Annotated in this window: 22 protein-coding genes; 5 read left to right on the top strand and 17 right to left on the bottom strand. The window is 75.5% G+C overall.

The features are described from left to right. Window positions 1-53 precede the first annotated feature (53 nt). From tsaD to LPU61_RS09130, 9 genes are all read right to left on the bottom strand, one after another. Complete coding sequence (gene tsaD, locus LPU61_RS09090) at window positions 54-1,100, bottom strand: tRNA (adenosine(37)-N6)-threonylcarbamoyltransferase complex transferase subunit TsaD (protein WP_043965633.1); 1,047 nt, start codon at window positions 1,098-1,100, stop codon at window positions 54-56. Between the two features lie 6 nt (window positions 1,101-1,106). Continuing rightward, window positions 1,107-1,586: a ribosomal protein S18-alanine N-acetyltransferase gene (gene rimI, locus LPU61_RS09095; protein WP_374199633.1), complete on the bottom strand. Its 480-nt coding sequence runs from the start codon at window positions 1,584-1,586 to the stop codon at window positions 1,107-1,109. Window positions 1,587-1,644: 58 nt separating this feature from the next. Next, window positions 1,645-2,322 carry a tRNA (adenosine(37)-N6)-threonylcarbamoyltransferase complex dimerization subunit type 1 TsaB gene (tsaB, locus tag LPU61_RS09100; RefSeq protein WP_229404694.1) on the bottom strand — a complete coding sequence of 226 codons (678 nt, stop codon included), beginning with the start codon at window positions 2,320-2,322 and terminating at the stop codon, window positions 1,645-1,647. 116 nt (window positions 2,323-2,438) lie between these two features. After that, a complete protein-coding gene (locus LPU61_RS09105; protein WP_043965629.1) occupies window positions 2,439-3,299 on the bottom strand; it encodes a maleylpyruvate isomerase family mycothiol-dependent enzyme in 861 nt (286 codons plus the stop codon). 180 nt (window positions 3,300-3,479) lie between these two features. Further along, the gene (locus LPU61_RS09110) at window positions 3,480-4,181 is read right to left on the bottom strand and encodes a uracil-DNA glycosylase (protein WP_043965627.1); all 702 of its coding nucleotides are present in this window, start codon (window positions 4,179-4,181) and stop codon (window positions 3,480-3,482) included. A gap of 135 nt (window positions 4,182-4,316) precedes the next feature. Further along, window positions 4,317-4,823: a tRNA (adenosine(37)-N6)-threonylcarbamoyltransferase complex ATPase subunit type 1 TsaE gene (tsaE, locus tag LPU61_RS09115; protein ID WP_229404695.1), complete on the bottom strand. Its 507-nt coding sequence runs from the start codon at window positions 4,821-4,823 to the stop codon at window positions 4,317-4,319. Further along, entirely contained in the window at window positions 4,820-5,917 is a 1,098-nt protein-coding gene (locus tag LPU61_RS09120; protein ID WP_229404696.1) for an alpha/beta fold hydrolase, read from the bottom strand. The genes tsaE and LPU61_RS09120 overlap by 4 nt, the downstream gene beginning before the upstream one ends. After that, window positions 5,914-7,032 (bottom strand): alanine racemase, encoded by a 1,119-nt coding sequence (gene alr / locus LPU61_RS09125; RefSeq protein WP_229404697.1) that lies wholly within the window; start codon window positions 7,030-7,032, stop codon window positions 5,914-5,916. Before alr ends, LPU61_RS09120 begins: the two co-directional genes overlap by 4 nt. A gap of 101 nt (window positions 7,033-7,133) precedes the next feature. Then, a complete protein-coding gene (locus tag LPU61_RS09130; RefSeq protein ID WP_229404698.1) occupies window positions 7,134-8,624 on the bottom strand; it encodes an NAD(P)H-hydrate dehydratase in 1,491 nt (496 codons plus the stop codon). Between the two features lie 332 nt (window positions 8,625-8,956). Between LPU61_RS09130 and LPU61_RS09135 the strand changes: the two genes are divergently transcribed. After that, window positions 8,957-9,253, top strand: coding sequence for a hypothetical protein (locus tag LPU61_RS09135; protein ID WP_229404699.1), 297 nt, complete (start codon window positions 8,957-8,959; stop codon window positions 9,251-9,253). Beyond that, complete coding sequence (locus LPU61_RS09140; protein ID WP_308102556.1) at window positions 9,250-10,971, top strand: alpha/beta hydrolase; 1,722 nt, start codon at window positions 9,250-9,252, stop codon at window positions 10,969-10,971. Before LPU61_RS09135 ends, LPU61_RS09140 begins: the two co-directional genes overlap by 4 nt. A gap of 43 nt (window positions 10,972-11,014) precedes the next feature. Here LPU61_RS09140 and glmS read toward each other — a convergent pair whose 3' ends face one another. Then, window positions 11,015-12,928, bottom strand: coding sequence for a glutamine--fructose-6-phosphate transaminase (isomerizing) (glmS, locus tag LPU61_RS09145; protein WP_043965616.1), 1,914 nt, complete (start codon window positions 12,926-12,928; stop codon window positions 11,015-11,017). Window positions 12,929-13,185: 257 nt separating this feature from the next. Here glmS and LPU61_RS09150 point away from each other — a divergent pair, with 257 nt between their 5' ends. Beyond that, window positions 13,186-14,376, top strand: a complete 1,191-nt coding sequence (locus tag LPU61_RS09150) for a pyridoxal phosphate-dependent aminotransferase (protein WP_229404700.1) — start codon at window positions 13,186-13,188, stop codon at window positions 14,374-14,376. A 63-nt stretch (window positions 14,377-14,439) separates the two neighbouring features. Here the strand turns inward: LPU61_RS09150 and LPU61_RS09155 are convergent, their stop codons facing one another. Continuing rightward, entirely contained in the window at window positions 14,440-15,054 is a 615-nt protein-coding gene (locus LPU61_RS09155) for a PadR family transcriptional regulator (RefSeq protein WP_229404701.1), read from the bottom strand. 131 nt (window positions 15,055-15,185) lie between these two features. Between LPU61_RS09155 and LPU61_RS09160 the strand changes: the two genes are divergently transcribed. Both LPU61_RS09160 and LPU61_RS09165 read left to right on the top strand, forming a co-directional pair. Beyond that, window positions 15,186-18,017 (top strand): ABC transporter permease, encoded by a 2,832-nt coding sequence (locus LPU61_RS09160; protein ID WP_229404702.1) that lies wholly within the window; start codon window positions 15,186-15,188, stop codon window positions 18,015-18,017. Between the two features lie 2 nt (window positions 18,018-18,019). Further along, window positions 18,020-18,766, top strand: coding sequence for an ABC transporter ATP-binding protein (locus LPU61_RS09165; protein WP_229404703.1), 747 nt, complete (start codon window positions 18,020-18,022; stop codon window positions 18,764-18,766). Window positions 18,767-18,855: 89 nt separating this feature from the next. Here LPU61_RS09165 and glmM read toward each other — a convergent pair whose 3' ends face one another. The 6 genes from glmM to LPU61_RS09195 form a co-directional block, all read right to left on the bottom strand. Next, on the bottom strand, window positions 18,856-20,211 hold the full coding sequence (glmM, locus tag LPU61_RS09170; protein ID WP_043965611.1) for a phosphoglucosamine mutase: 1,356 nt from the start codon (window positions 20,209-20,211) through the stop codon (window positions 18,856-18,858). A gap of 115 nt (window positions 20,212-20,326) precedes the next feature. After that, window positions 20,327-20,791 (bottom strand): 30S ribosomal protein S9, encoded by a 465-nt coding sequence (gene rpsI, locus LPU61_RS09175; protein ID WP_043965609.1) that lies wholly within the window; start codon window positions 20,789-20,791, stop codon window positions 20,327-20,329. Between the two features lie 20 nt (window positions 20,792-20,811). Continuing rightward, window positions 20,812-21,255 carry a 50S ribosomal protein L13 gene (gene rplM / locus LPU61_RS09180; RefSeq protein ID WP_043965607.1) on the bottom strand — a complete coding sequence of 148 codons (444 nt, stop codon included), beginning with the start codon at window positions 21,253-21,255 and terminating at the stop codon, window positions 20,812-20,814. Between the two features lie 210 nt (window positions 21,256-21,465). Then, window positions 21,466-22,833: a NarK family nitrate/nitrite MFS transporter gene (locus tag LPU61_RS09185; protein ID WP_043965605.1), complete on the bottom strand. Its 1,368-nt coding sequence runs from the start codon at window positions 22,831-22,833 to the stop codon at window positions 21,466-21,468. A 204-nt stretch (window positions 22,834-23,037) separates the two neighbouring features. Then, window positions 23,038-23,343: a type II toxin-antitoxin system PemK/MazF family toxin gene (locus LPU61_RS09190; protein ID WP_199486097.1), complete on the bottom strand. Its 306-nt coding sequence runs from the start codon at window positions 23,341-23,343 to the stop codon at window positions 23,038-23,040. Continuing rightward, the gene (locus LPU61_RS09195) at window positions 23,321-23,578 is read right to left on the bottom strand and encodes a DUF6364 family protein (protein WP_229404704.1); all 258 of its coding nucleotides are present in this window, start codon (window positions 23,576-23,578) and stop codon (window positions 23,321-23,323) included. Before LPU61_RS09195 ends, LPU61_RS09190 begins: the two co-directional genes overlap by 23 nt. Window positions 23,579-23,890 lie beyond the last annotated feature (312 nt).

Genomic DNA, 23,890 nt, shown 5'->3' on the forward strand with positions numbered 1-23,890 from the left:
CGTCACTCCCCTCGCTCGTGTCGGGCCGCCGGCGGCGCTCCCGGGCCGGGCCGTCACACGCTGACCGTGGTCAGCGGCAGGGCCGAGTCGGCCGGCAGGTCCAGCCGGCTGGGCGCGACCCCCGCCGCGACCAGGTGCGAGCCCAGCGCGGCCACCATCGCCCCGTTGTCGGTGCACAGCTTCGGCCGGGGCACCCGCACCCGGATGCCGAGCTTCGCCGCCCGCTGCTCGGCCAGCACCCGCAGCCGCGAGTTCGCCGCCACTCCCCCGCCGATCACCAGCGTGTCCACCCCGTGGGCCTGGCACGCGGCCAGCGCCTTCGCGGTGAGCACGTCGCACACCGCCTCCTGGAACGACGCGGCCACGTCGGCCACCGGCACCGGCTCGCCGGCCCGCTGGCGGGCCTCCACCCAGCGGGCCACGGCCGTCTTCAGGCCGGAGAACGAGAAGTCGTAGCGGTGGGCGGCGAGGTCCTTCGCGGCGGTGAGGCCGCGCGGGAAGCCGATCGCGGCCGGGTCACCGGCGGCGGCCTCCCGGTCGACGTACGGGCCGCCGGGGAACGGCAGGCCGAGCAGCCGGGCCACCTTGTCGAACGCCTCACCGGCGGCGTCGTCGATCGTCGCGCCGAGCGGGGTCACGCCCCGGGCCAGGTCGTCGACGAGCAGCAGGGACGAGTGCCCGCCGGAGACCAGCAGGGCGATCGCCGGCTCGGGCAGCGGCCCGTGCTCCAGGGTGTCCACGGCGACGTGCGCGGCGAGGTGGTTCACCCCGTACACCGGCTTCTCGGCGGCCAGCGCGTACCCCTTCGCGGCGGCCACGCCGACCAGCAGCGCGCCGGCCAGCCCCGGGCCGGACGTCACCGCGATGGCGTCGATGTCGGCGATGGTCACCCCCGCCTCGGCCAGCGCCCGGTCCATGGTGGGCACGATGGCCTCCAGGTGGGCGCGGCTGGCCACCTCGGGCACCACCCCGCCGAACCGGGCGTGCTCGGCGACGCTGGAGGCCAGCGCGTCCGCGAGCAGGGTGTGCCCGCGCACGATGCCGATGCCGGTCTCGTCGCAGGAGGTCTCGATGCCGAGGATGAGCGGTGCGTCGGCCATGGCTCCTCAGTCCTGGTCGCGCCGCATGACCAGCGCGTCGGTGTTGCTGGGTTGGTAGTAGCCGCGGCGGACGCCGATCGGCTCGAAGCCGTACGTCGCGTAGAGCCGCTGGGCGGGGGCGTTGTCCGCCGCTACCTCCAGCAGCGTGCTGCGTACGCCCCGGCGGGCCGCCTCGGCGAGCAGCGCCTCCAGCAGCGCCCGGCCCACCCCGCGCCGCTGGGCGTCCCGGGCGACGGCGATGTTCTGCACCCACGCCTCGTCCGGGGCGGCGACGGCGAGCCCGGCGTAGCCGAGCACCCGCTCCCCGTCGGCCGGGGTGGCGACCAGGTAGAAGTGGCCGTTGGCCAACTCGTTCCAGAACATCGCCGGCGACCACCGCTCGGCCCCGAACAGGTCCGCCTCGATCGGCAGCACCTCGTCGACGTGCCACCAGCGGAACCGGCCCAGCCGGATCCCGTCCGGGCCGGGCCGCTTGGGCCCGCTCACGGCCGGCGCTCCCGCCGGCTCACGGCCGGCGTTCCTGTCCGCCCGGCCTCCCGCCGGCTCACGGCAGGACCGACTTGCGGGCGGTGGCGGCCACGGCGTCGGGGCGGCGCAGGTACAGCGGGGTGAGCGGCTCGCCGGGCGCGCCGGCCCGGATCCGCTCGGCCGCCAGCAGGGCCAGCGCGGTCGGGTCCGGGTAGCGGGGCTCGTCGCGCAGCGGCAGGCCGAGCACGTCGGCGTACCGGTGTGCGCCGTCGCCGACCGCGGCGGTGGCCCCCAGGTCGCGGGCGCGCTGCGCGGCGACCGCCGGGGCGTCGACGTCGGGGCCGGCGATCCGCTGACCCGCGCCGTCGTACACCGCCCAGTAGACCTCCCGGCGGCGGGCGTCGCCGGCCGCCAGGACCGGCTCGCCGGCCGCCGCCGGGTGGCCGATCCCGTCCAGCGAACACACGCCGTACGCCGCGACGCCGAGCACCTGGGCCATGGTGGCGGCGGTGACCAGCCCCACCCGCAGCCCGGTGAACGGGCCGGGGCCGAGGCCGGCGACGATCGCGGTCAGGTCGGTCGGGCGGGCGTCGACCTCGGCGAGGACGGCGTGCACCTGTGGGGCGAGCAGCTCGCCGTGCGCGCGGGCGTCGACGGTGCGCCGCTGGGCGCGCGGCGTCACGCCGTCCGCCGTGACCTCCACCAGCGCCGCGGTCACCGCAGGGGTCGAGGAGTCCACCACCAGTACGAGCACGAACGCAACCCTAACCGCCCGCCCACCGCCCCTCCCGCACCCCCACGCCGCGCCCCGTCCTGGCGGGGCCGATCTCGACGATGGCGCGAACCCCTTGATCGACAGGCGGGGCGGGGTCAGCTGGGGGTGCGCAGGACCCGGAGGAAGGGGAACAGGAGCCAGGGGCGGCGGCCCCGGATCGAGACGCCGCCGGTGAGGGCGGTGCGGACGCGGCTCACGCGGCCGAACAGCATCAGGTTGAGCGCCGCCGGGTCGAACCGCACCCGCACGTCCGGGCGGGCGCCCGGCGCGGCGATCGACACCAGCCCCCGGTGCAGGACGAGGGTGATGTCGGCGCAGTACGCCGATCGGAACTCCACCGTGATCGGGCGCTCCCGGGGCGGCTCGTCGTTGTCGAGCAGCCGCCCGTAGCCGGCACGGACCACCCCGACGAGGAACACCTCGAAGAACAGCACGGCCTCCCGGCCGGGCATCTCCCACGGCCGGCCGGTGGCGCGGGCGATGTCCCACCCGTGCACGAGCAGCTCGTTGACGAGGTGGCCGAAGAGGCCGGCGAGCGGGGCGCGGGCGTCGCCGAACCAGGGCAGCAACTCGTCGGGGTCGCGGTCGGCGGCGATCGAGAGGATCTTCGCCACGTCGGCGCGGAACTGCGCCAGCAGCGGCGCGGGATCGCGCTCCGTCAGGTGGGCCAGGACCAGGTCGTTGACGCCCTCGATGGTGTCCACGGTGACCGTCGGCAGCCGGGCGTCGAGACCCGGGATCGGCAGCGGCGGGTGCTCCGGGTCGAGCTTCGTCGCATACCACCAGGCGACCGAGACCAGGTGGACGACGGTGTCGGCGACCGACCAGTGCGCGGTCACCATGCTCTGCGGCCGGTCGACCGACTCGACGAGCCGGGCGAACCGGTCGGTGGCCGCCGCCAGCGCCTCCTGGGCCGCGCGCCACTGCTGCGGGTTGACCGTCGCCGTAGCCGCCACGTGCCGCCTCCGATCCGTGGAGCCGCCGGGATACCGGGATGCCGACAGTCTAAATCAGACGGTGATCGCCCGGTCACTCCGAAAGTGCGGTGTGACCGGGCGACGCTACCCACGCGCCGGGCAGCCCTCCCCGCCGGGCGGTCCACCCGGCGATCCGCCCGGCCGGGCGGTGGAGCCCGCTCAGCCCGCCGAACGCTCCCAGTCGATGGTCGGCAGGCCCGCGTCGGCGAGGGCCTTGTTGGTCGCGCTGAACGGGCGGCTGCCGAGGAACCCGCGCGGGTTCATCGGGCTCGGGTGACCGGCCTCCAGCACCACGTGCTGCGGGTTGGTGACCAGGGCCGCCTTCTTGCGGGCGTACCCGCCCCAGAGCAGGAAGACGACCCGCTGGTCGAGGGCGTCGAGGGCGCGGATCGTCGCGTCGGTGAACTCCTCCCACCCCTTGTTGGCGTGCGAGCCGGGGGTGGCCTGCCGGACGGTCAGCACCGAGTTGAGCAGCAGCACCCCCTGCGCGGCCCAGCCGTCGAGGTTGCCGCTGCGCGGCTTCGCCACCCCCAGGTCCTCGGTCAACTCCTTGAAGACGTTGCGCAGCGACGGCGGGACGGAGACTCCCTCGCGGACGCTGAAGCTCAGCCCGTGCGCCTGCCCCGCCTTGTGGTAGGGGTCCTGCCCGAGGATCAGCACCCGGGTCTGGCCCGGCCCGCACAGCCGGTACGCGGAGAACAGATCCTCGACCGGCGGGAAGACGGTCTGGGTGGCGTACTCCCCGGCGACGAACTCGGCCAGCGCGGCCGTGCGGGCCGGGTCGAGGTGCGGGGTGAGCAGGGCGCGCCACTCCTCGGGCAGCAGGGAGAGCAGGTCGAGGGTGGGGGCGTCGTGGGGCATCGGCAACCTTTCGCAGTCGGTCGGCCCCCTTCCTACCAGCCCGGTCCGACACCCCGCGCGGGGCGGGCCGACGGCGGGCACGGAAGCCTCGGGCCGACGAAAGACCACGGAAAGCCTCGGGCCGACGGCGTCCGGTCAGGCGAGGGCGGCCAGCCTCGCAGCCCAGTCACCGCCGACCGGCTCCAGCTCGACCAGCCGGGTGTCGTCGTCGCGCCGGTCGATCCGGACCCGCAGGTGTGCGTCGACCAGCTGCTCGACCAGCCCTTCGCCCCACTCGACGACGGTGACCGAGTCGTCGACCGACGCGTCCAGGTCGAGGTCGTCGATCTCGGCGCGCGGGTCGGCCGCGTCCCCGAGCCGGTACGCGTCGGCGTGCACCAGCGCGACGCCCCGGCCCCGCACCGGATCGGGCCGGTGCACCCGGGCGATCACGAAGGTCGGCGAGGTGATGTCGCCGAGCACGCCGAGGCCCGCGCCGATGCCCTGGGTCAACGCGGTCTTGCCGGCACCGAGTGGACCGGTGAGCAGCAGCAGGTCACCGGCGTGCAGCACCCCGGCGAGCCGGCGGCCGAACGCGTGGGTGTCCGCCACCGTCGGCAGCGTCACGCGCACACCGGCACCGGCCGCGTCGGCTCGGCTCACAGCCCCTCCAGGAAGCGGGCCAGGGCTCCGTTGACCTCGTCGGCATGCTCCAGCATCACCACGTGCCCGCTGTCGTGGATCTTGAGGTATTCGGCGTGCGGCAGCCGCCGGACGATCTCCTCCGAGTGGGTCACGGGGGTGATCATGTCCTTGTCGCCGACCACCACCAGCACCGGGGTGCCGGCCAACGCGGCCAGCGCCGGATATCGGGAGTGGGTGGCCAGCGTGCGCAGGTAGCGGGTGACCGTGTCGGCCGACGTGCGGGAGTTCATCAGCTCGACGTACGACACGAGGGCCGGGCTGGGCCTGGGGGTGCCGAAGCCGTACTTGCGGGTGAGCAGCCAGGCCACGTTGGACGTCGACTTGCGCGCGGCGTCGATCGCCGGCCCGCCGTAGCGGGTGGCGTTGCTCACCATGTAGAGCACCGGCGCGCCGACCCGGCCGAGCAGGGCCGGGGCGACGAGCTTCGTCTCGGCCAGCAGCCCGCCCGAGGTGGCCATCAGCACCGTGCCGACCACCCGGTCGCCGAACAGCTCCGGGTAGAGCTCGGCGAACGCCATGATGGTCATGCCGCCCATCGAGTGGCCGACCAGCACCAGCGGGCCCTCCGGGGCGGTCCGGTCGATGACCCGGCGCAGCGTGCGGCCGAGCGCGGCGAGATCGTATTCGCCCGTCTCCAGCCGCCCCGACCGGCCGTGCCCCGGCTGGTCGTACGCGACGATGCGGTGCTCGCCCCGCTCGGCGAGCATCTTGCGCTGGAAGTGGAAGGTGCCCATGTCCAGGCAGAAGCCGTGCACCAGCACCACCGTCGGGTGCCCGGGGACGGGCCGGGTCGGCTCCACCACCTCGACGTGGATGTCGGTGCCGTCGGGCAGCTCCAGCCGGAACGCCTCGTCGTAGCGCTGCTGGCCGAAGACCTCGCCGGCGTACGGGTCGGCGGGATCCGCCTTGAGCCGACGGACCAGGGCGCGCTCGCTCACCACGCCCGCCGCGAGCCCGGCGGCGGCCACCCCGACGGCCGCTCCGACGACCCCGGCCACCCGGCCGGCGGCGGTGCGGGGCCGGGGGATGCGGAAGCCCCTGCGCTCGCTCACGGCCGCTCGCCGTCGTAGACGCGGGGCACCCGGACCCCGCCGAAGCGGGTGACGATCTCGTAGTTGATCGTGCCGACCGCCTCGGCCCAGTCGTCGGCGGTGGGCTCGCCGTCGGCCCCGGGGCCGAACAGGGTCGCCACGTCGCCGGCCGCCACCGGGTCGTCGCCGCAGTCGACCACGAACTGGTCCATGCAGACCCGGCCCGAGACCGTCCGCCGCTGGCCGGCGAGCTGCACCGGGCCGGTGTTGGAGGCGTGCCGGGGCACCCCGTCGGCGTAGCCGAGCGGCACCACGGCCAGGTTGGCGTCGGCGTCGGTGAGGTAGGTGTGCCCGTAGGACACGCCGCTGCCGGCGGGCACCCGCTTGGTGAGCATGACCCGGGCCCGGGCGGTCATCGCCGGGCGCAGCCCGAACCGCTCGCCGGCCACCGGGGACAGCCCGTAGGTCGCGATCCCCGGCCGGACCAGGTCGAAGTGGGTGTCGGGGCGGGTCAGGGTCGCGGCGGAGTTGGCCAGGTGCCGGTAGCGCGGGCGCAGCCCCGCCCGCTCGACCATGGCCAGCCCCTCGTGGAAGACCGCGAGCTGACGGTCGGTCGTCGGGTGGCCGGGCAGGTCCGCGTAGACGAAGTGGCTCCACACGCCGACCACCTCGACCAGGCCGTCGGCCTGGGCCTTCGCGGCGGCCTCCAGCAGCGCCGGCCAGTCGGCGACGGTGGCCCCGCCCCGGGCCAGCCCCGTGTCGATCTTGAGGTGCAGCCGGGCCGGGCGGTCGGCGAGCCGGCCCGCCTCGACCATCTCGTCGAGCTGGGTGAGGCTCGCGGCGGCCAGGTCCACCCCGGCCGCGACGCCCTCGTGCAGCGGCAACCCGGGGGCGAGCAGCCAGGCCAGCACGGGCGCGTCGAGGCCGGCCCGGCGCAGCGTCAGCGCCTCGTCGAGGGTGCAGACGCCGAGCCAGTCCGCGCCGGCGTCGAGCGCGGCGCGGGCCGACGGCACCATGCCGTGGCCGTAGCCGTCGGCCTTGACCACCGCCATCAGCTCGGCGCTGGTGCCGGCCCGCAGCCGCGTCACGTTCTCCCGGATCGCGTCAAGATCGACCCGCACCTCGGACTGCCACATGTGCCCAGCCTACTGACCGGGGTGCCGGAGGCTTTGCCATGTCGGGCGGATGGCGGTATCCGTGGGCGAACGACCCCGCCATGTCGCCGGCATGGTGTCGATCAATCCGCGTCCGGCCGCCCGTGGAGCAGGCCGGCCACGACCGGGCGGAGCGCGGCGGCCACGTCGGGCGCGGTCACCGGGCCTGACCGGGCCGCCTCCCGCCCGGCCAGCCCGTGCAGGTACGCCGCCGCAGCGGCCGCCCGCTCCGGGGCCAGCCCGGCGGCGAGCAGCGAGCCGAGCAGCCCGGCGAGCACGTCGCCGGTGCCCCCGGTGGCCAGCGCCGGGGTGCCGGTCGGGTTGACGTACGCCCGGCCGTCGGGGGTGGCGACGATCGTGCGGTCCCCCTTCAGCAGGACCACCGCGTTCATCCAGGCGGCCAGCCGCAGCGCGGCGGCGGCCCGGTCCGCGCCCGGCTCCTCCCCGCAGAGCCGCGCGAACTCCCGGTCGTGCGGGGTGACCACGATCGGCGCGTCCCGCTGGCGCAGCCGGTCCGCCATCGACCCGTCCACGAGCAGGGTCAGCGCGTCGGCGTCGAGCACCACCGGCACCGGGGCGGCGAGCACCGCCCGCAGCTCGGCGGCGGCCTCCTCGCCGGTGCCCAGCCCCGAGCCGCAGACCCACGCCTGGACGCGGCCGGCGTCGGCGACCCGGCCGCTCGCGATCACGGAGGGGTGCTGGAGCAGCACGTCGGCGCGGGCGCTGCCGGCGTAGCGGACCAGGCCCGTCGGGCCGGCGAGCGCGCCGCCGACGGAGAGCACGGCCGCGCCCGGGTACGCCGCCGAGCCCGTCGCCAGGCCCACCACGCCCCGGGTGTACTTCTCGGCGGCCGGGCCCAGCTCCGGCCACCAGTCGACGACGTCGGAACGCTCGGTGACCCGCAGCGCGGGCGTGCCGCGCAGCCACGGCCCCAAGCCGATGTCGACCAGCTCGACCTGGCCGGCCAGCGCCGCCGCCGGGCCCACCACCAGGGCGGGCTTCAGCGCGCCGAACGCCACCGTCACGTCGGCCCGGATCGCGGTCGGCCGCCCGGAGGCGGCCGGCGGCACGTGGCCGGTGTCCACGGCCACGCCGCTGGGCACGTCCACGGCGACCACCGCGGCCCGCCCGCCGTCGCGGCCGCGCAGGCCGGGCAGCTCGCCGGCCAGCCGGTCGGCCGCCTCGCGCAGCCCGCCGGTGCCGCCGATCCCGACGATCCCGTCCACCACCAGGTCGACCACGGCGGGCGGCCGGTCCACCAGGCGGCCCCCGGCGGCACGCAGCGCGGCCAGCCCCGCCGCGTGCGCCCGGCCCGGGGTGAGCAGCAGGACCGAGACGCCGGCGCCCCGGCGGGCCAGCCGCTGGCCCGCGTACAGGGCGTCGCCGCCGTTGTCGCCCGTGCCGACCAGCAGCAGCACCCGGGCCCCGTACACCCCGCCCCGGTCGGCGAGCAGCAGCGCGCAGCGGCGGGCCAGCCCGGCCGCCGCCCGGTGCATCAGCGTGCCGGCGGGGAGGGTGGCCATCAGCCCGGCCTCCGCCGCCCGGACGTCCGCGACCCGCCACACCGGTTTCATGCCGCCACGCCCCGTCCGGCGGCCGCGCCGGGGCCGCCGTCGCCGGCATCGTCCGCGTGCCGGGTCCACCCCGGCCCGTCGAGGATCATGGCCTCACCCTACCGGCGGAGGCGGCCGCAGGTTACCCGTCGGGTCGACTGTGGGCAATGCCTGTGGACAACCCGGGGGTACGACCGCCGCCCGTTGTCCACAGGGCGTTCCGGTCGGCGGGGCGGCTGCCTAGCGTCGACGGCGTCGCTGTCCACCCGTCGACGGCGGGGTCGCCGGCCCATCCGGGCCGGCCGCGCCGCCCGTCATCTCGTGACGGGGCACCGAGCCGGAGGAGTCCGCCGATGACCGAGGAGCCGTTCACCGTCCGCCCGGAGCTGCTGCGGGAGGTCGCCGGGGCGTTGGGCGACCTCGCGTTCCAGCTCGGGCACGGGCTGTCCGGCGTGCCCGGGCTTGCGGTGCCGGCGCCCGGCTGGCGGTCGGCGGGCGCCCTGGCCGGCCTGGAGTCGGCCGCGCACGCCTGGTGTGGCGCGCTCGGCGCACGGGTCGCCGCCGCCCAGGGGGCGCTCACCGTCGCCGCCGAGGGCTACCAGGCGGCCGACGAGCGGGCCGCCCAACGGCTCACGACGCTGCCCCGGTGAGCACGGCGGCGCGCGGGCGCGCGGGCGGCGGGAGCCCGGCGGCGGCCGGCGGGGAGGGCGGCCCGGCCAGGCCCGGTGCCGGTGGGGCGGGCCGTGCCGGCGGCACCGACGCGGCCGGCGGGCGGGCGTCCCCCGACGCCGGGGGCGACGCCTACGCCCGGCTGTGGGCGGCCGACCCGGGCCGCTGGGCGGCGGCCGGCGCGGCCTGGCGGGGGCTGACCGGGCTGGTCGACCGGCGGGCGGCCGAGCTGGACGGGGCGGCCCGGGCGCTGCGGGGCGGCTGGGCGGGCGCCGCGGCCGGGGCGGCGGGCGGGCGGATCGGCGCGCTCCGGTCCGAGCTGGCGGCCCTCGCGCCGGCGGTGATCGAGACCGACCAGGTGCTCGCCGAGCTGGCCGGGCGGTTGCAGCGGGCCAAGGCCCGGCTGACCGAGGCGGTCGTGCTGGCCGACGTCGGCGGGGTGCGGCTGGACCGGCGGGGCCGGGCGAGCGCCGACCCGGCGCGGGCGCAGCCGGGCGGGCCCGCCCCCGTGGCGCGGGTCGCCGCCGCCGTGGCAGCGGCCCTGGAACTGGCCGACGCGGCCGACCGGGAGGCCGCCGGCCGGCTCGACGAGCTGACCCGGGCGGCCGGCGCGGGCTGGGTGGCCCCGCCCCCACCCTGGCGTCCGCCGCCGGGTGCCGGCCCGGCGACCGTCCGGTCCTGGTGGGCCGGGCTCACGCCCGCGCAGCGCCGCTGGCTGGTGGCCCGGGAGCCCGAGCTGGTCGGCCGCCTCGACGGGGTGCCCGTGGCGGCCCGGGACCAGGCGAACCGGCTGCTGGTCGACCGGCGGCGGGCGGTGCTGCTGGCCGAGCGCCGCCGGCTGCTCGACCGGCTGCCGCGCGGGCCGGTGGAGCTGGCCGGGCTGGCCCGGGTGGAGGGGGCCCTGACGGGGCTGGACGCGTTGGCGGCCCGGCTGAACGGCGGCGGGCAGCCCCGGGCGTACCTGCTGGGGCTGGACACGGGCGGCGAGGGGCGGACGGTCGTGGCGCTGGGCGACCCGGACCGGGCCGACCGGGTGCTGACCTACGTGCCGGGGATGACCGCCGGCCTCGCCGACGCCACGGGTGAGCTGGGCCGGGCCGCCCGGGTGCAGGCCCGCTGCGCGGCGCTGGACCCGACGGCGTCCACCGCGGCGGTGCTCTGGCTGGACTACGACGCGCCGGACTTCCTGCACGAGGCCGTGCTGCCCCACCAGGCCCGGGACGCCGGCCCGGCGCTGCACCGGTTCCAGGAGGGGCTGCGGGCGACGCACGAGGGTCCGCCGGCCCGGCAGACGGTGCTGGGGCACAGCTACGGCTCGTTGGTCGTGGGCACCGCCGCCCGCGACCACGGGCTCGCCGCCGACGCGCTGGTCTTCGTCGGCTCGCCGGGCGTCGGCGTGGACCGGGCCGACGGGCTGCGGCTGCCCAGCGGCGAGGTCTGGGCGAGCACGGCACCCGACGACGCGATCCGGCTGGCCCCCGCCCCCGACGAGCTGCCCCGCCGCGTCCTGCGCGGGCTCAGTCCGCTGGCGGCCGTGCTGACCGGCCGGGACGACCACGCGCTGTGGTTCGGCCACGACCCGGCCGACCCGGGCTTCGGCGGGCGCACCTTCCCCAGCGGCCGGTACGGCCACACCGGCTACTGGGACCCGGCCAACCCGGCCCTGGACGGCATGGCCCGCGTCGTCCTGGGCCGGTGACCGGCCACTCCCGCAGGCGGCCGAGCCGCCGGCCCGGGGGCGGCTACTCGACGGTGACGGACTTGGCGAGGTTGCGGGGCTGGTCGACGTCGTGGCCCCGGGCCGCCGCGATCTCCGCCGCGAGGACCTGCAACGGCACGGTGGTCACCAGGGGCGCGAGCAGCGTCGGCGTACGCGGCACCCGGATCAGGTGGTCGGCGTAGCGGACGACCGCCTCGTCGCCCTCCTCGGCGATCACGATGGTGCGGGCCCCCCGGGCGCGTACCTCCTGGATGTTGGAGACGACCTTGTCGTGCAGCATGCCCCGGCCGACGGGCGACGGCACGATGCAGATCACCGGGGTGCCCTGGTCGATGAGCGCGATCGGGCCGTGCTTGAGCTCGCCGGCGGCGAAGCCCTCGGCGTGCATGTACGCCAGCTCCTTGAGCTTGAGCGCGCCCTCCAGGGCGACCGGGTAGCCGACGTGCCGGCCGATGAACAGCACGGTCGGCTCGGACCTGATCTCCCGGGCCAGCTCCCGCACGGGCTCGATCCGGTCCAGCAGCTCGCGCAGCTTGCCGGGCATCTGGTGGAGCTGGTCCACGACGGCGGCCACCTCGTCGGCGAACTTGATCCCACGCACCTGGGCGAGGTGCAGGCCGATGAGATAGCAGGCGACGAGCTGGGTGAGGAACGCCTTGGTGGAGGCGACGGCGATCTCGGGCCCGCCGTGGGTGTAGAGGACGGCGTCGGACTCGCGCGGGATGGTCGAGCCGTTGGTGTTGCAGATGGCGAGCACCCGGGCCTTCTGCTCCTTGGCGTGCCGCAGCGCCATGAGCGTGTCCATGGTCTCGCCCGACTGGGAGATCACGATGATCAGCGTGGAGCGGTCGAGGACGGGGTCGCGATAGCGGAACTCGCTGGCCAGCTCCACCTCGCAGGGGATCCGGGTCCAGTGCTCGATGGCATACTTCGCGACCAGACCCGAGTGGTAGGCGGTGCCGCACGCGACGATGAAGATCTTGTCGACGTCGCGCAGGTCCTGGTCGCTGAGGCGGACCTCGTCGAGCATGATCTCGCCGCTGTCGGTGAGCCGGCCGAGCAGGGTGTCGGCGACGGCCTGCGGCTGCTCCTCGATCTCCTTGAGCATGAACCAGTCGTAGCCGCCCTTCTCGGCGGCCGAGGAGTCCCAGTCGATGTGGAAGTCCTTGCCGGTGGCCGGCAGGCCGGCGAAGTCGGTGATCTCGATCGAGTCGGCGGTGATCAGGACGATCTGGTCCTGGCCCAGCTCGACCGCGTCGCGGGTGTGCTCGATGAACGCCGCGACGTCGCTGGCGAGGTAGTTCTCCCCGTCGCCCCGGCCGACCACCAGCGGCGAGTTGCGGCGGGCCCCGACCACCGCGCCGGGCACCGCCGCGTCCACGGCGAGCAGCGTGAACGCGCCTTCGAGGCGCTGGCAGACCACCCGCATCGCGGCGGCGAGCAGCTGCGGGCCGTCGGGCTCGCCGGCGGCGCGCAGGTCGGCCAGCGCGGCGGAGAGCAGGTGGGCGGCGCACTCGGTGTCGGTGTCGCTGCTGAACTGGACGCCGTCGTCCTCCAGCTCCGCGCGGAGCTTCGCGAAGTTCTCGATGATGCCGTTGTGGATCACGGCGACCCGCCCGTCCGGGGCGAGGTGCGGGTGGGCGTTGCGGTCGGTGGGGCCGCCGTGGGTGGCCCAGCGGGTGTGCCCGATGCCGGTGGTGCCGTCGCCGATGCCGATCGGGCTGGCGGCGCAGGCCTCCGGGTCGGTGGCGGCCCGCTCGGCGAGCACCTTCTCGAGGTTGGCCAGCTTGCCCGCCTTCTTCTCGACCAGCAGCTCGTCGGCGCACACGACGGCCACCCCGGCCGAGTCGTAGCCCCGGTACTCCAGGCGGCGCAAGCCGTCGAGCACGATGCCGAGCGCCGGGCGCGCGCCGGCGTAACCCACGATTCCACACATGGTCCGCAGCCTAACCCAGTTTCGCTCACCACGCGTGCGCAGAAGCCGGGTAAACAAGCATCGAGCTTGAGCGAATTGGTGGGGTGGGCCGCTCCGGGGACGAATCTCCCGCCCCGCCGTCCCGGCTTCGCCCGGGGCACCGCGCCGACGCGCCCACCGGAGGCCACCTGCCCGCGCCCCGAGGCGGGGCCAACCGACCACGACCGGCCGGCGGCCGAGGGTGGGCGCGGTCGGGGCGAGCCCGTAGGCTGACGCGGGTGACGACGACGCCCGCCGATGTCGATCCGCTGGTGGCCCGGATGCGGCCGTTCGGGACGACCATTTTCGCCGAGATGTCCGCCCTGGCCGTCCGCACCGGCGCGGTCAACCTGGGGCAGGGCTTCCCCGACACCGACGGGCCGCCCGAGATGCTCGCCGCCGCCGCCGAGGCGCTGCGCGGCGGCCAGAACCAGTACCCGCCCGGTCCGGGCATTCCCGCGCTGCGGGCCGCCGTCGCCGCCCACCAGCGCCGGTTCTGGGGCCTGGAGTACGACCCGGACGGCGAGGTCGTGATCACCGCCGGGGCCACCGAGGCGATCGCCGCGAGCATCCTCGCCCTCTGCGAGCCGGGCGACGAGGTGGTCTGCTTCGAGCCGTACTACGACTCGTACGCGGCCTCGATCGCCCTCGCCGGCGCGGTGCGGCGGCCGGTCACGCTGCGGCCCGAGGCCGACGGCCGGTACGCCTTCGACCCGGCGGCGCTGCGCGCCGCGTTCGGGCCGCGTACGCGGCTGGTCCTGCTGAACTCCCCGCACAACCCGACGGGCAAGGTCTTCACCCGCGAGGAGCTGGCCCTGGTCGCCGAGCTGTGCCGCGAGCACGGCGCGTACGCGGTGACCGACGAGGTGTACGAGCACCTGGTCTTCGCCGACGCCGCCACGCCGCACGTGCCGCTGGCCACCCTGCCCGGCATGCGCGAGCGCACCCTGCGGATCTCGTCGGCCGGCAAGACGTTCTCCTGCACGGGGTGGAAGGTGGGCTGGGTCAGCGGGCCGGCGCCGCTGGTCTCGGCGGCGCTGCGGGTCAAGCAGTTCCTCACCTACGTCAACGGCGCGCCGCTGCAGCCGGCGGTGGCGGTGGCGCTGGCCCTGCCGGACGCCTACTTCGCGGAGTTCGCGGCCGGGATGCAGGCCCGCCGGGACCAGCTGGTCGCCGGGCTGACCGACGCGGGCTTCGGCGTCCTCACGCCCGAGGGGACGTACTTCGTCACGGCCGACATCGGCCCGCTCGGCGGGCGGGACGGGGTCGAGTTCTGCCGGTCGCTGCCGGCGCGGTGCGGGGTGGTGGCCGTGCCGACCCAGGTGTTCTACGACGACGCCGAGGCGGGCCGGCGGCTGGTCCGGTTCGCGTTCTGCAAGCGACCGGAGGTGCTCGCCGAGGCCGTCACCAGGCTGCGCCGCCTCACCTGACCCGGGCCGTCGGCGGGCTGACCAGCCGCGGGCGTCGCCCCGCCTGAGCCGCCCCGCGCGCCGTCAGCCGGCGGCCCGGGCGGGGCCCGCCGGGGGCACGGCGGGCCGGGAGGAGTCGGCGGGCCGGGGCGCGGACGACAACGCGTGCAGCAGCGCCCCGTCGTCGGCGAGCAGGACGGTCTCGGCGTCGTCGACGAACGCGAGGTCGGCCTCGACGTGCCGGCTCGCGGCGGAGAGCAGCAGGGCCACCACCGCGTCGTCGGCGCGGCGACGCAGCCCGTCGAGGTTGCGCAGCTCGCGCATGAGGTGCCCGCGCTGGTTGCCGAGCACCGCACGGACCGTGTCCCGCGCACCGGAGCGGGCCGCCGCGGTGACCTTGAGGAAGAAGTCGTCCCGGAAGCCGCCGCTGCGCGGGCTGGGCTCGCCCAGCCAGCGGTCCAGCTCGGCGCGGCCTGCGGGGGTGATCTCGTATACCACCCGGTCGGGCTTGACCGGTTGCGCCTGCCGCTCCGCGACCACCAGCCCGTCACGGGAGAGCCGGTCGAGGATCTGGTAGAGGTGCCCGATGTTCAGCGTCCCCCACTGCGGGCCCACCGCCTGCTCGAACGCCCCCTTGAGCTCGTAGCCGTAGCTGGGGCCCCGGGCGAGCAGGGCCAGGACCGCGTGCTGGATCGCCACCGTCTCCTCCGTTCGACGGCGGGTTGCCGCCCGCCCGTCCCCACGATTCCAGACGCGACAGTTTCAGGCGCGCGCCTTGCATTGTCACAATGTATCGCGCACAGTGTGGTCAGCACACGGGGAGGCGCGACATGCTCAACTTCGTCTGGAGGCAGCTACGCGGCCGTGCGGGCCGGTCGGTGGCGCTGCTGGTCGGCGTGCTGGTGGCGACCACCGGCTTCGTCGTCCTGACCGGCGCCACCACCACCTCCCGGCTGGCTGTCACGGGCACCGTCGAGCAGAGCACCGCCGCCGCCTACGACATCCTGGTGCGCCCGAAGGGCGCCCGCACCCCCCTGGAGGCCGAACGGCGGCTGGTCCAGCCCAACTACCTCTCCGGGCTGTTCGGCGGCATCACCACCGCCCAGTACGAGCGGGTGAAGGCGGTCGCCGGGGTCGACGTCGCCGCCCCCATCGCCATGCTCGGTTGGTCCACCGCCCGGGTGCCGACCCCGCTGGACCTGACCGACGCGGTGGACCGGTCGCTCGACCGGCAGGTCATCCGCGTCGACCCCCGGTTCGTCGCCGAGCGCGGGCTCTCCGCCGCGCCGGGTCGACCCCGCTACGTGTACGTCACGACCCACCCGCTGATCCACCCCCGCGTCGACCTGCCCCAGAGCAGCGACGCCACCCCGTACACGGACGGGCGGAGCTACCCGTGGGTCGCCGCGTGCGGGCCCGCGCCCCGGGAGGTGCTGCCCGACGGCCGCACCCGGGCCGTCTGCGACCCGCGGTATGCGCTGGGCAGTCCGGGGACCTACTCGGAGCTCGACGAGTGGTCGCTGGTGGCCGTACGACTGCGGCCCGACGGCCGGTTCGAGGCCGGCGCGGGCGTGCTCGCCGATGCGGGGCCCGGCTCCTCCTCCGCCTCGGACCGGCTGCGGATCGCGGTCGGACTGACGGTGCCACTGCTGCTCGCGGCCGTCGACCCGACGGCCGAGGACCGCCTCGTGGGTCTCGGCGGGGCGGTGGTCGACGGGCGGTCGCTGCGCCCGGACGACACGGCGAGCGTCCGGTCCGCCGGCTCGTCGGAGCTGCTCAACGTGCCGGTGCTCGCGACCAACCGGCCCTTCGTCGACGCGGAGCTGCGCGCCCACTTCACCCGGCTGCCCGCCGCCCGCCCCGCCGGCGTGGACCGTGACGAGTTGGAGCGGGCCCTGCGGCGCGGGCCCACGCTCGCGGCCGGCGAGGGCCGGGGCGACGTGGTCGCCGGCTGGCGCGGCCGGCTGTCCGCGGGCGTTTCCCCGGACGGCTGCTGCTCCGGGCAGCTCCAGGCGATGGTCCAGGCTGGCCCGACACGGTACGACCGGCTGCCCGACGGCACGCTCCGGGTGGGCGCGGTCGCTGCGGCCGATCCGCAGGTCTACGGCGACCAGCAGACGTTCAACCCCTATCCACGCCCCTGGCTGGCCGGGGACACGGGCGCCCGGGTGTTGAGCCGGGTGCCGTTGAAGCAGGGCAGCAGGAGCAGCCCGCCGTACCGGGGCTGGCGGGCCGTGGGGGTCTTCGACCCGGGGAGGCTGGCGGGCTTCAGCGACCTCGGGCGGGTGCCGCTGGAGACGTACGAGCCGCCGGCCGCCCAGGGCGCCGACGCCGCCAGCCGGAGCGCACTGGGCGGGCGACCGCTGGAGCCGGGCGGCAACCCCGCCGGCCACCTCGCCGCGCCGCCGCTGCTGCTGACCAGCCTGGCCAGCGTGCCGCAGCTGCTGGCCGGGGGCGGCAGCCCGCAGGTGGGTGCCCCGATCAGCGCGATCCGGGTCCGGGTCGCCGACGTGGGCGGCTACACCGAGCAGTCAGCCGAGCGGGTCCGGCTGGTCGCCGAGCGGATCGCCCAGGCGACCGGGCTCGACGTCGACATCACGCTCGGCTCGTCCCCGGCCCCGCAGGCGGTGGAGCTGCCCGCCGGCTCGTTCGGACGGCCGGCGCTGCGGCTGGCCGAGAACTGGTCCGCCCTCGGGGTCGCCTCCGTGATCACGAAGGCGGTGGACCGCAAGAGCGTCGCGCTCTTCGTGCTGGTGCTGGTGGTCTGCGCGCTCTTCCTCGGCAACGCGGTCGCCGCCGCCGTCCGGGACCGCCGGTCCGAGCTGGCGGTGCTCGCCTGTCTGGGCTGGCCGGCCCGGCGGATCGGCGCGCTGATCCTCGGTGAGGTCGCCGCCCTGGGGTTGGTCGCCGGGCTGCTCTCGCTGGGCCTGGCGTTCCCGCTCGGTGCCGCGCTCGGCATCGACGTGGGGTGGCGGCGGGCGCTGCTGGCCGTGCCGGTGGCCCTGCTGCTGGCGCTGGTCGCGGGCCTGGTGCCGGCGCTGCGGGCCGCGCGCGCCCACCCGGCCGCCGCGCTGCGCCCACCGGTGGCGACGGCCCGCTGGGTACGCCGCCCGCGCACTCTGGCGGGCCTGGCCCTGGTCAATCTGGCCCGCACGCCGGGGCGCACCCTGCTCGGCTCCGGTGCGCTGGCCATCGGGGTGGCCGCGCTGACCCTGGTTACCGCCGCCGGGTACGCGTTCCGCGGCGCGATCGTCGGCAGCCTGCTCGGCGACACGGTGTCGGTGAGCGTGCGCGGCGCTGACACCCTGGCGGCCGTCGCGACGGTGCTGCTCGGCGCGGCGGCGGTCGCCGACGTGCTCTACCTGAACATTCGGGACCGGGCCGCCGAGCTGGCCACGCTGCGGGCGGTCGGCTGGACGGACGCCGCGCTGGCCCGACTGATCGGCTACGAGGGGTTCCTTCTCGGCGTGCTCGGTGCCCTCGCCGGGGCGGCGCTCGGTCTGGGCGGCGCGGCCTGGCTGGTCGGCGGCCTGCCGGGCGCGCTGGTGCTGGTGGCCGCCACGGTCGCCGGGGCCGGGGTGCTGGTCACCTGTGCGGCGGCGCTGGTCCCGGCCGCCCTGCTGCGCCGCCTGCCGACCGCTCGACTGCTCACGGAGGAATGACGATGGACGCGACCATGGGCAGCACCGTCCGGGTGACCGGGCTGGTCCGGCGGTTCCGCTCCGGCACGGAACGGTTGACCGCGGTCGACGAGGTGTCGCTGGAGGTCGCCGCCGGGTCGGTGGTGGCGCTCACCGGGCCGAGTGGTTCGGGCAAGTCGACCCTGTTGCACCTGATCGGGGCGATCGAGCAGGCCGACAGCGGCACGGTGACGGTGGACGACGTGGAGGTCACAGGCCTGCGGCGGTCGGCCCTGGCCCGGTACCGGCAGCGGATCGGCTTCGTGTTCCAGCGCTACCACCTGCTGCCGGCGCTGACCGTGCTGGACAACGTGATCGCCCCGATGCTGCCCCGCCGGGGCCGGGCCGACCACGCCGCCCGGGCCCGGGAGCTGCTGGACGCGGTGGGCCTGGCCGGCCGGGAGCGGTCCCTGCCGGCGCAGCTCTCCGGCGGCCAGCAGCAACGCGTCGCCATCGCCCGCGCGCTGATGGGCGGGCCCAACCTCCTGCTGGCCGACGAGCCGACCGGCAACCTGGACTCGACCACCGGCGGGCAGATCCTCGACCTGCTGCTGGACCTGCGGGACCGGCACGGGATGACGATCCTGCTGGCCACCCACGAGCGGGCGATCGCCGCCAGGTGTGACCGGCTGGTCCGGCTCGGCGACGGGCGGATCGTCGAGGACGTTGACCTCACCGACGGCGAGGACCCGGCCGACACGTACGACCGGGTGGCCCGTCTCCGCCTGTGAGCCCGACCCCGCCGGCCGGGCCGGCACGGCGCGTCGCGAGGCGACCCGTCATGCCGAGCCGGCCACCGCAACGCGAGGTGCGGGGCGGCTCAGGAGGCGGGGCTGGCGGCGCGGACCTGCTCGGCGATGCGCTCGGCGACCTCGCGGGCGGCCTGCTCGGTGGCCGCCTCGACCATCACCCGGACGAGGGGCTCGGTGCCCGAGGGGCGCAGCAGCACCCGGCCGGTCTCGCCCAGTTCCGCCTCGGCCCGCTCGACCTCGGCCCGGACGGCCGGCGCGGCGGCGCCCACCGAGCGATCCCCGACCGGCACGTTGATCAGCACCTGGGGCAGCTTGGTCACCACGGCGGCCAGGTCGGCGAGGGTGCGGCCGGTGGCGGCCATCCGGGCCATCAGGTGCAGCCCGGTGAGCACCCCGTCGCCGGTGGTCGCGTAGGCCGGCATGACGATGTGCCCGCTCTGCTCGCCGCCGAGGGCGAGGCCGGAGCCGCGCAGCTCCTCCAGGACGTACCGGTCGCCGACCTTCGTCTCGATCAGCCGGATGCCCTGCGCGGACATGGCCAGCCGCAGGCCGAGGTTGCTCATCACGGTGGCGACGAGCGTGTCGTCGGTGAGCGCGCCGGCCTCCCGCATGGCCACGGCGAGGATCGCCATCACCTGGTCGCCGTCGACCTCGACCCCGTCGGCGGTGACCGCCACGCACCGGTCGGCGTCGCCGTCGTGGGCGATGCCCAGGTGCGCCCCGTGCTCGACCACGGCCTCGCGCAGCGCGTCGATGTGGTTGGAGCCGCAGTCGTCGTTGATGTTGAGGCCGTCCGGCTCGGCGTGGATGGCGACGACCTCGGCCCCCGCTTCCCGGTACGCCACCGGCGCGACCTCGGCCGCCGCGCCGTTGGCGCAGTCGACCACGACCTTGATGCCGTCGAGGCGGTGCGGCACGGTGCCGACGAGGTGCTGCACGTAGTGGTCCGCGCCGTCGAGCAGGTCGTGCACGCGCCCCACCCCGGCGCCGGTCGGCCGGTCCCACGCGGTGACGGCGTTCGCCTCGACGGCCGCCTCGATCCGGGTCTCGATCTCGTCGGGCAGCTTGTGGCCGCCGGCCGCGAAGAGCTTGATCCCGTTGTCGGGCATGGGGTTGTGCGAGGCGGAGAGCATCACGCCCAGGTCGGCCTTGGCCTCGGCGGTGAGGAACGCCACGGCGGGGGTGGGCAGCACGCCGACGCGCACGACGTTGGCGCCCGCGCTGGTGAGGCCGGCGACCACGGCGGCCTCCAGCATCTCGCCGCTGGCCCGGGTGTCCCGGCCGACCACGGCCAGCGGCGGATGGCTGCGGTCCGTCTCGGCCAGTGTGTGGGCGGCGGCCACCGCCACCGCGAGCGCGAGCTCCGGGGTGAGATCCGCGTTCGCGCGTCCGCGTACGCCGTCCGTGCCGAACAACCGGCCCATACCCGCCAACCTCCGATGAAATGGTGCAAGAGAGAAAGCGAAACGGCCGGGCCACCTCCCGGCGAGGAGAGGTGGACCCGGCCGTTTCGTCAGAAGTACAACGTGCCGCTGTTGGTCAGCGCTTCGAGTACTGGGGAGCCTTACGGGCCTTCTTGAGGCCGTACTTCTTGCTCTCCTTGACCCGGGCGTCACGGGTCAGGAAGCCGGCCTTCTTCAGGGCCGGGCGGTCGTCGGGCTCGCTGACGATCAGCGCCCGCGCGATCGCGAGCCGCAGCGCACCGGCCTGGCCGGTGGTGCCGCCGCCCCGCAGGTTGGCGATGACGTCGAACGCCTCGGGCTTCTCGGCGGTCACCAGCGGGTCCTTGATGAGCTGCTGGTGCACCTTGCTCGGGAAGTAGGCCTCGAGGTCGCGGCCGTTGCAGGTGATCTTGCCGCTGCCGGGGACGATGCGCACCCGGACGATGGCCTCCTTGCGGCGGCCCACGGTCTGGATCGGGCGGTCGCCGCGGGGCGCGCGGACGACGGGCGCCGGCGCCTCGGTGGCCTCGGGGGCAACCTCGGTCTCGGTGATGTCGGTCATGCTGTTTCCTTCGCCCGCGCTCACTGCGCGATCTGCTTGATCTCGAACGGCGTCGGCTGCTGCGCGCCGTGCGGGTGCTCGGCACCGGCGTAGACCTTCAGCTTCTTGATGAGCTGACGGCCGAGCTTGTTGTGCGGGAGCATCCCCTTCACGGCCAGCTCGATGGCCCGCTCGGGGCGCTTGCTGAGCAGCTCCTCGTAGCCGACCTGCTTGAGGCCGCCCGGGTAACCGGAGTGGCGGTAGGCGACCTTCTGCTGGCGCTTGTTGCCGGTCAGCGCGACCTTGCCCGCGTTCACGACGACGACGAAGTCGCCCGTGTCGACGTGCGGCGCGAAAGTCGGCTTGTGCTTGCCACGCAGCAGCGTGGCGGCGTGGGTCGCGAGGCGGCCCAGCACGACATCAGAGGCGTCGATGACGTGCCACTGACGCTCGATCTCACCCGGCTTCGGGCTGTACGTACGCACAGGTCTACCTTGTCTCGTCGTCGGTCTGGGGTCGCGCGCCGAGGTGACCAGGACAACCCGGCCGGACCAGCGCGCACGAACGACCAAGCGTACCTGATGCGGCACGCCTCTAAATGTCGTACAACAGCAGGCAACGATACCCGGGGCCGGGTCGGCAGGTCAAAACGGGGGGCCGCCCGGCGCGGCCCCCCGTTTCGATCATGACCAGGGTCACACTCCGGCGCGGGCCATCCGGGAGCCGGGCCGCACGTACGCGACCCAGGTGACCACCAGCAGCACCAGGAAGAAGCCGACGTAGAAGCGCAGCGCCGGCTGGATGCCGCCGTAGGTGGACTTGGCCCAGGCGTAGCAGATCGGGACGAGGAAGCCGCCGAACGCGCCGACGGAGGAGATGATGCCCAGCGCCCCGGCCGCCTGTCGGCGCATGGACAGCATGGTCTCCGGGGAGCCGCCCAGGTCCTCCCCCTTGACCCGGAAGATCTTGGAGATCATCCGGTACGTCGACCCGTTGCCGATCCCGGTCGCCACGAACAGCAGCATGAACGCGGCGAAGAACACGCCCAGGCTGCGCTCCTGCACCGACCAGAGCGCGCCGTACGCCCCGACGGCCATCAGCACGAAGCTGCCGATGGTGACCCGGGCCCCGCCCATGCGGTCGGCCAGCCGCCCGCCCAACGGGCGGAAGAACGAGCCGATGCCGGCCCCGATGAACGCCCAGCTCAGCGCGATGTCGGGCCGGCCGAACACCGAGTTGAGCAGGGTGGGGAAGGCGGCCGAGTAGCCGATGAACGAGCCGAACGTGCCGATGTACAGCAGCGACATGATCCAGGTGTCGGCGTGCCGCAGCGAGGACAGGACCGGCTTCACGTCGGCCTTCGCCTCGGCCAGGTTGTCCATGAACAGGTACGCGCAGACGGCCGCGGCGACGGCGAGCGGGACGTACATCAGGCCGGCCCGGGAGAGCGCGAGCCCGCCGCCCAGCACGACCACCTGGGGCACCAGGAACTGCACGACCGCGACGCCGATGTTGCCGCCGGCGGCGTTGAGGCCCAGCGCCCAGCCCTTCTCCCGCTCCGGGTAGAAGAAGGAGATGTTGGCCATGCTGGAGGCGAAGTTGCCGCCGCCGAGGCCGGCGGTGGCGGCGATCAGCAGCAGCGGGACGTACCCGATCTCCGGGTTCTCGACCGCCCACGCCAGGCCGAGGCAGGGCAGGACCAGCAGCAGCGCGGAGACGATGGTCCAGTTCCGGCCGCCGAAGATCGGCACCGCGAAGGTGTACGGCAGCCGCAGCAGCGCGCCCACGCCGCTGGGCACGGCGGTCAGCCACAGCGCCTGGCTGGTGCTGAGCTGCCAGCCGACGTCGTCGAGCCGGACGACGACGATGCTCCAGAGCAGCCAGACCGAGAAGCCGATGTGCTCGGCGAAGATCGAGTAGACGAGGTTCCGGCGGGCGATCGACCGGCCGACGGTCCGCCAGAAGCCCTGGTCCTCGGGGTCCCAGTGCCCGATCCACCGGCCCGGCCGGCGTTGCAGGTCGATCTCGCCTGTGGGTTCGGTCTCGACCACCGTGCTGGTCATCCGCTGTCTCCTCCCGGCCGGGCGCTGCGTCCACGTCACCCGACGCCGAGGGGACGGGCGACGGGCGGTTCCGCCAGCAAGTTAGGAGGCCGGGATTACCGGAAGATTCGTCGCGGGAGTCGCTGACGCAACAGCCGCCGCACAGGGCGGGTCGGGACAATCGTGAGATCCCGGTCGGGGCGGGGCCAGCGGCGCGGGGCGCGGTCAGAGCTGTTGCAGGATACGCAACGCGCGGGCGACCCGCTGCATGGTGTCCGCGTCGGCCACGTCCACGCACTCGGTGAACCACTGCTTCATGGGCGAGGAGAGCCGGTCGGGCATCACCACGTGCCCGCCCATCGGCACGGCCAGCGGCGAGTCGCGCAGCAGCGCCGCCTCGACCACCTCGGCGACCATCACGATGGGAACGTCGGTGGAGTTGTAGACGTCGGAGCTGATCACCAGCCCGAGCCGCTCCCGGGCGCCGGAGATGCGCCAGACCTCTCCCCTACGCAGCACGCGGCCGCCCACCGAAGAGCACGTCGTCGACCATCGCCACCTCGCGGGCGTCGGCGATGGCGGCGGTCTCCAGGTCGAGCCCGGCCCGGTTGACGGCGTCGGCGTGCGCCGTGAAGACCTCGCGCAGCGCCTTCTCCCGGGCGGCCTGGTCCATCCAGGCGGAGAGCGACAGCCCCTCGCGCTTGGCGAACCGGCGCGCCTCCTCGATCGTGTCGTCGGAGAACGAGAGTGTCACCTTCGCAGTCATGCCACCCAGCCTACTCCCGGTATGACCACAGGTCATCCCCCCGCCCCGGGTCATCAGCCCCGGCGAAGGGCTCACGCTGTCGAGAGGTGGGCGTGGCCGGGAGGGCTTCCTGCCGCCACTAGGCAGCTGAGTCGAATACGACATCAGGGCCCGCCACGCCCCAGGGCCCAGGACCGACGACCCGCGACCCGCTGCCGACCACCGACCGGCAACCGGGCAACCGACCGGGCGACCGGCGACCGGCGACCGGCGACCGGCGACCGGCGACCGGCGACCGGCGACCGGCGACCGGCGACCGGCGACCGGCGACCG

Source organism: Micromonospora sp. NBRC 110038 (assembly GCF_020884815.1).
GTDB classification, from domain to species: Bacteria; Actinomycetota; Actinomycetes; order Mycobacteriales; family Micromonosporaceae; genus Micromonospora; species Micromonospora haikouensis.

What these genes read in the sequence shown, in the direction of transcription:
- glmM (WP_043965611.1), bottom strand. Translation starts at nt 20,211, where the DNA reads ATGGGCCGGTTGTTCGGCACGGACGGCGTACGCGGACGCGCGAACGCG.
- LPU61_RS09160 (WP_229404702.1), top strand. Translation starts at nt 15,186, where the DNA reads ATGCTCAACTTCGTCTGGAGGCAGCTACGCGGCCGTGCGGGCCGGTCG.
- LPU61_RS09195 (WP_229404704.1), bottom strand. Translation starts at nt 23,578, where the DNA reads ATGACTGCGAAGGTGACACTCTCGTTCTCCGACGACACGATCGAGGAG.
- LPU61_RS09110 (WP_043965627.1), bottom strand. Translation starts at nt 4,181, where the DNA reads ATGCCCCACGACGCCCCCACCCTCGACCTGCTCTCCCTGCTGCCCGAG.
- LPU61_RS09130 (WP_229404698.1), bottom strand. Translation starts at nt 8,624, where the DNA reads ATGAAACCGGTGTGGCGGGTCGCGGACGTCCGGGCGGCGGAGGCCGGG.
- rpsI (WP_043965609.1), bottom strand. Translation starts at nt 20,791, where the DNA reads ATGACCGACATCACCGAGACCGAGGTTGCCCCCGAGGCCACCGAGGCG.
- tsaD (WP_043965633.1), bottom strand. Translation starts at nt 1,100, where the DNA reads ATGGCCGACGCACCGCTCATCCTCGGCATCGAGACCTCCTGCGACGAG.
- glmS (WP_043965616.1), bottom strand. Translation starts at nt 12,928, where the DNA reads ATGTGTGGAATCGTGGGTTACGCCGGCGCGCGCCCGGCGCTCGGCATC.
- LPU61_RS09135 (WP_229404699.1), top strand. Translation starts at nt 8,957, where the DNA reads ATGACCGAGGAGCCGTTCACCGTCCGCCCGGAGCTGCTGCGGGAGGTC.
- LPU61_RS09185 (WP_043965605.1), bottom strand. Translation starts at nt 22,833, where the DNA reads ATGACCAGCACGGTGGTCGAGACCGAACCCACAGGCGAGATCGACCTG.
- LPU61_RS09165 (WP_229404703.1), top strand. Translation starts at nt 18,020, where the DNA reads ATGGACGCGACCATGGGCAGCACCGTCCGGGTGACCGGGCTGGTCCGG.
- alr (WP_229404697.1), bottom strand. Translation starts at nt 7,032, where the DNA reads ATGTGGCAGTCCGAGGTGCGGGTCGATCTTGACGCGATCCGGGAGAAC.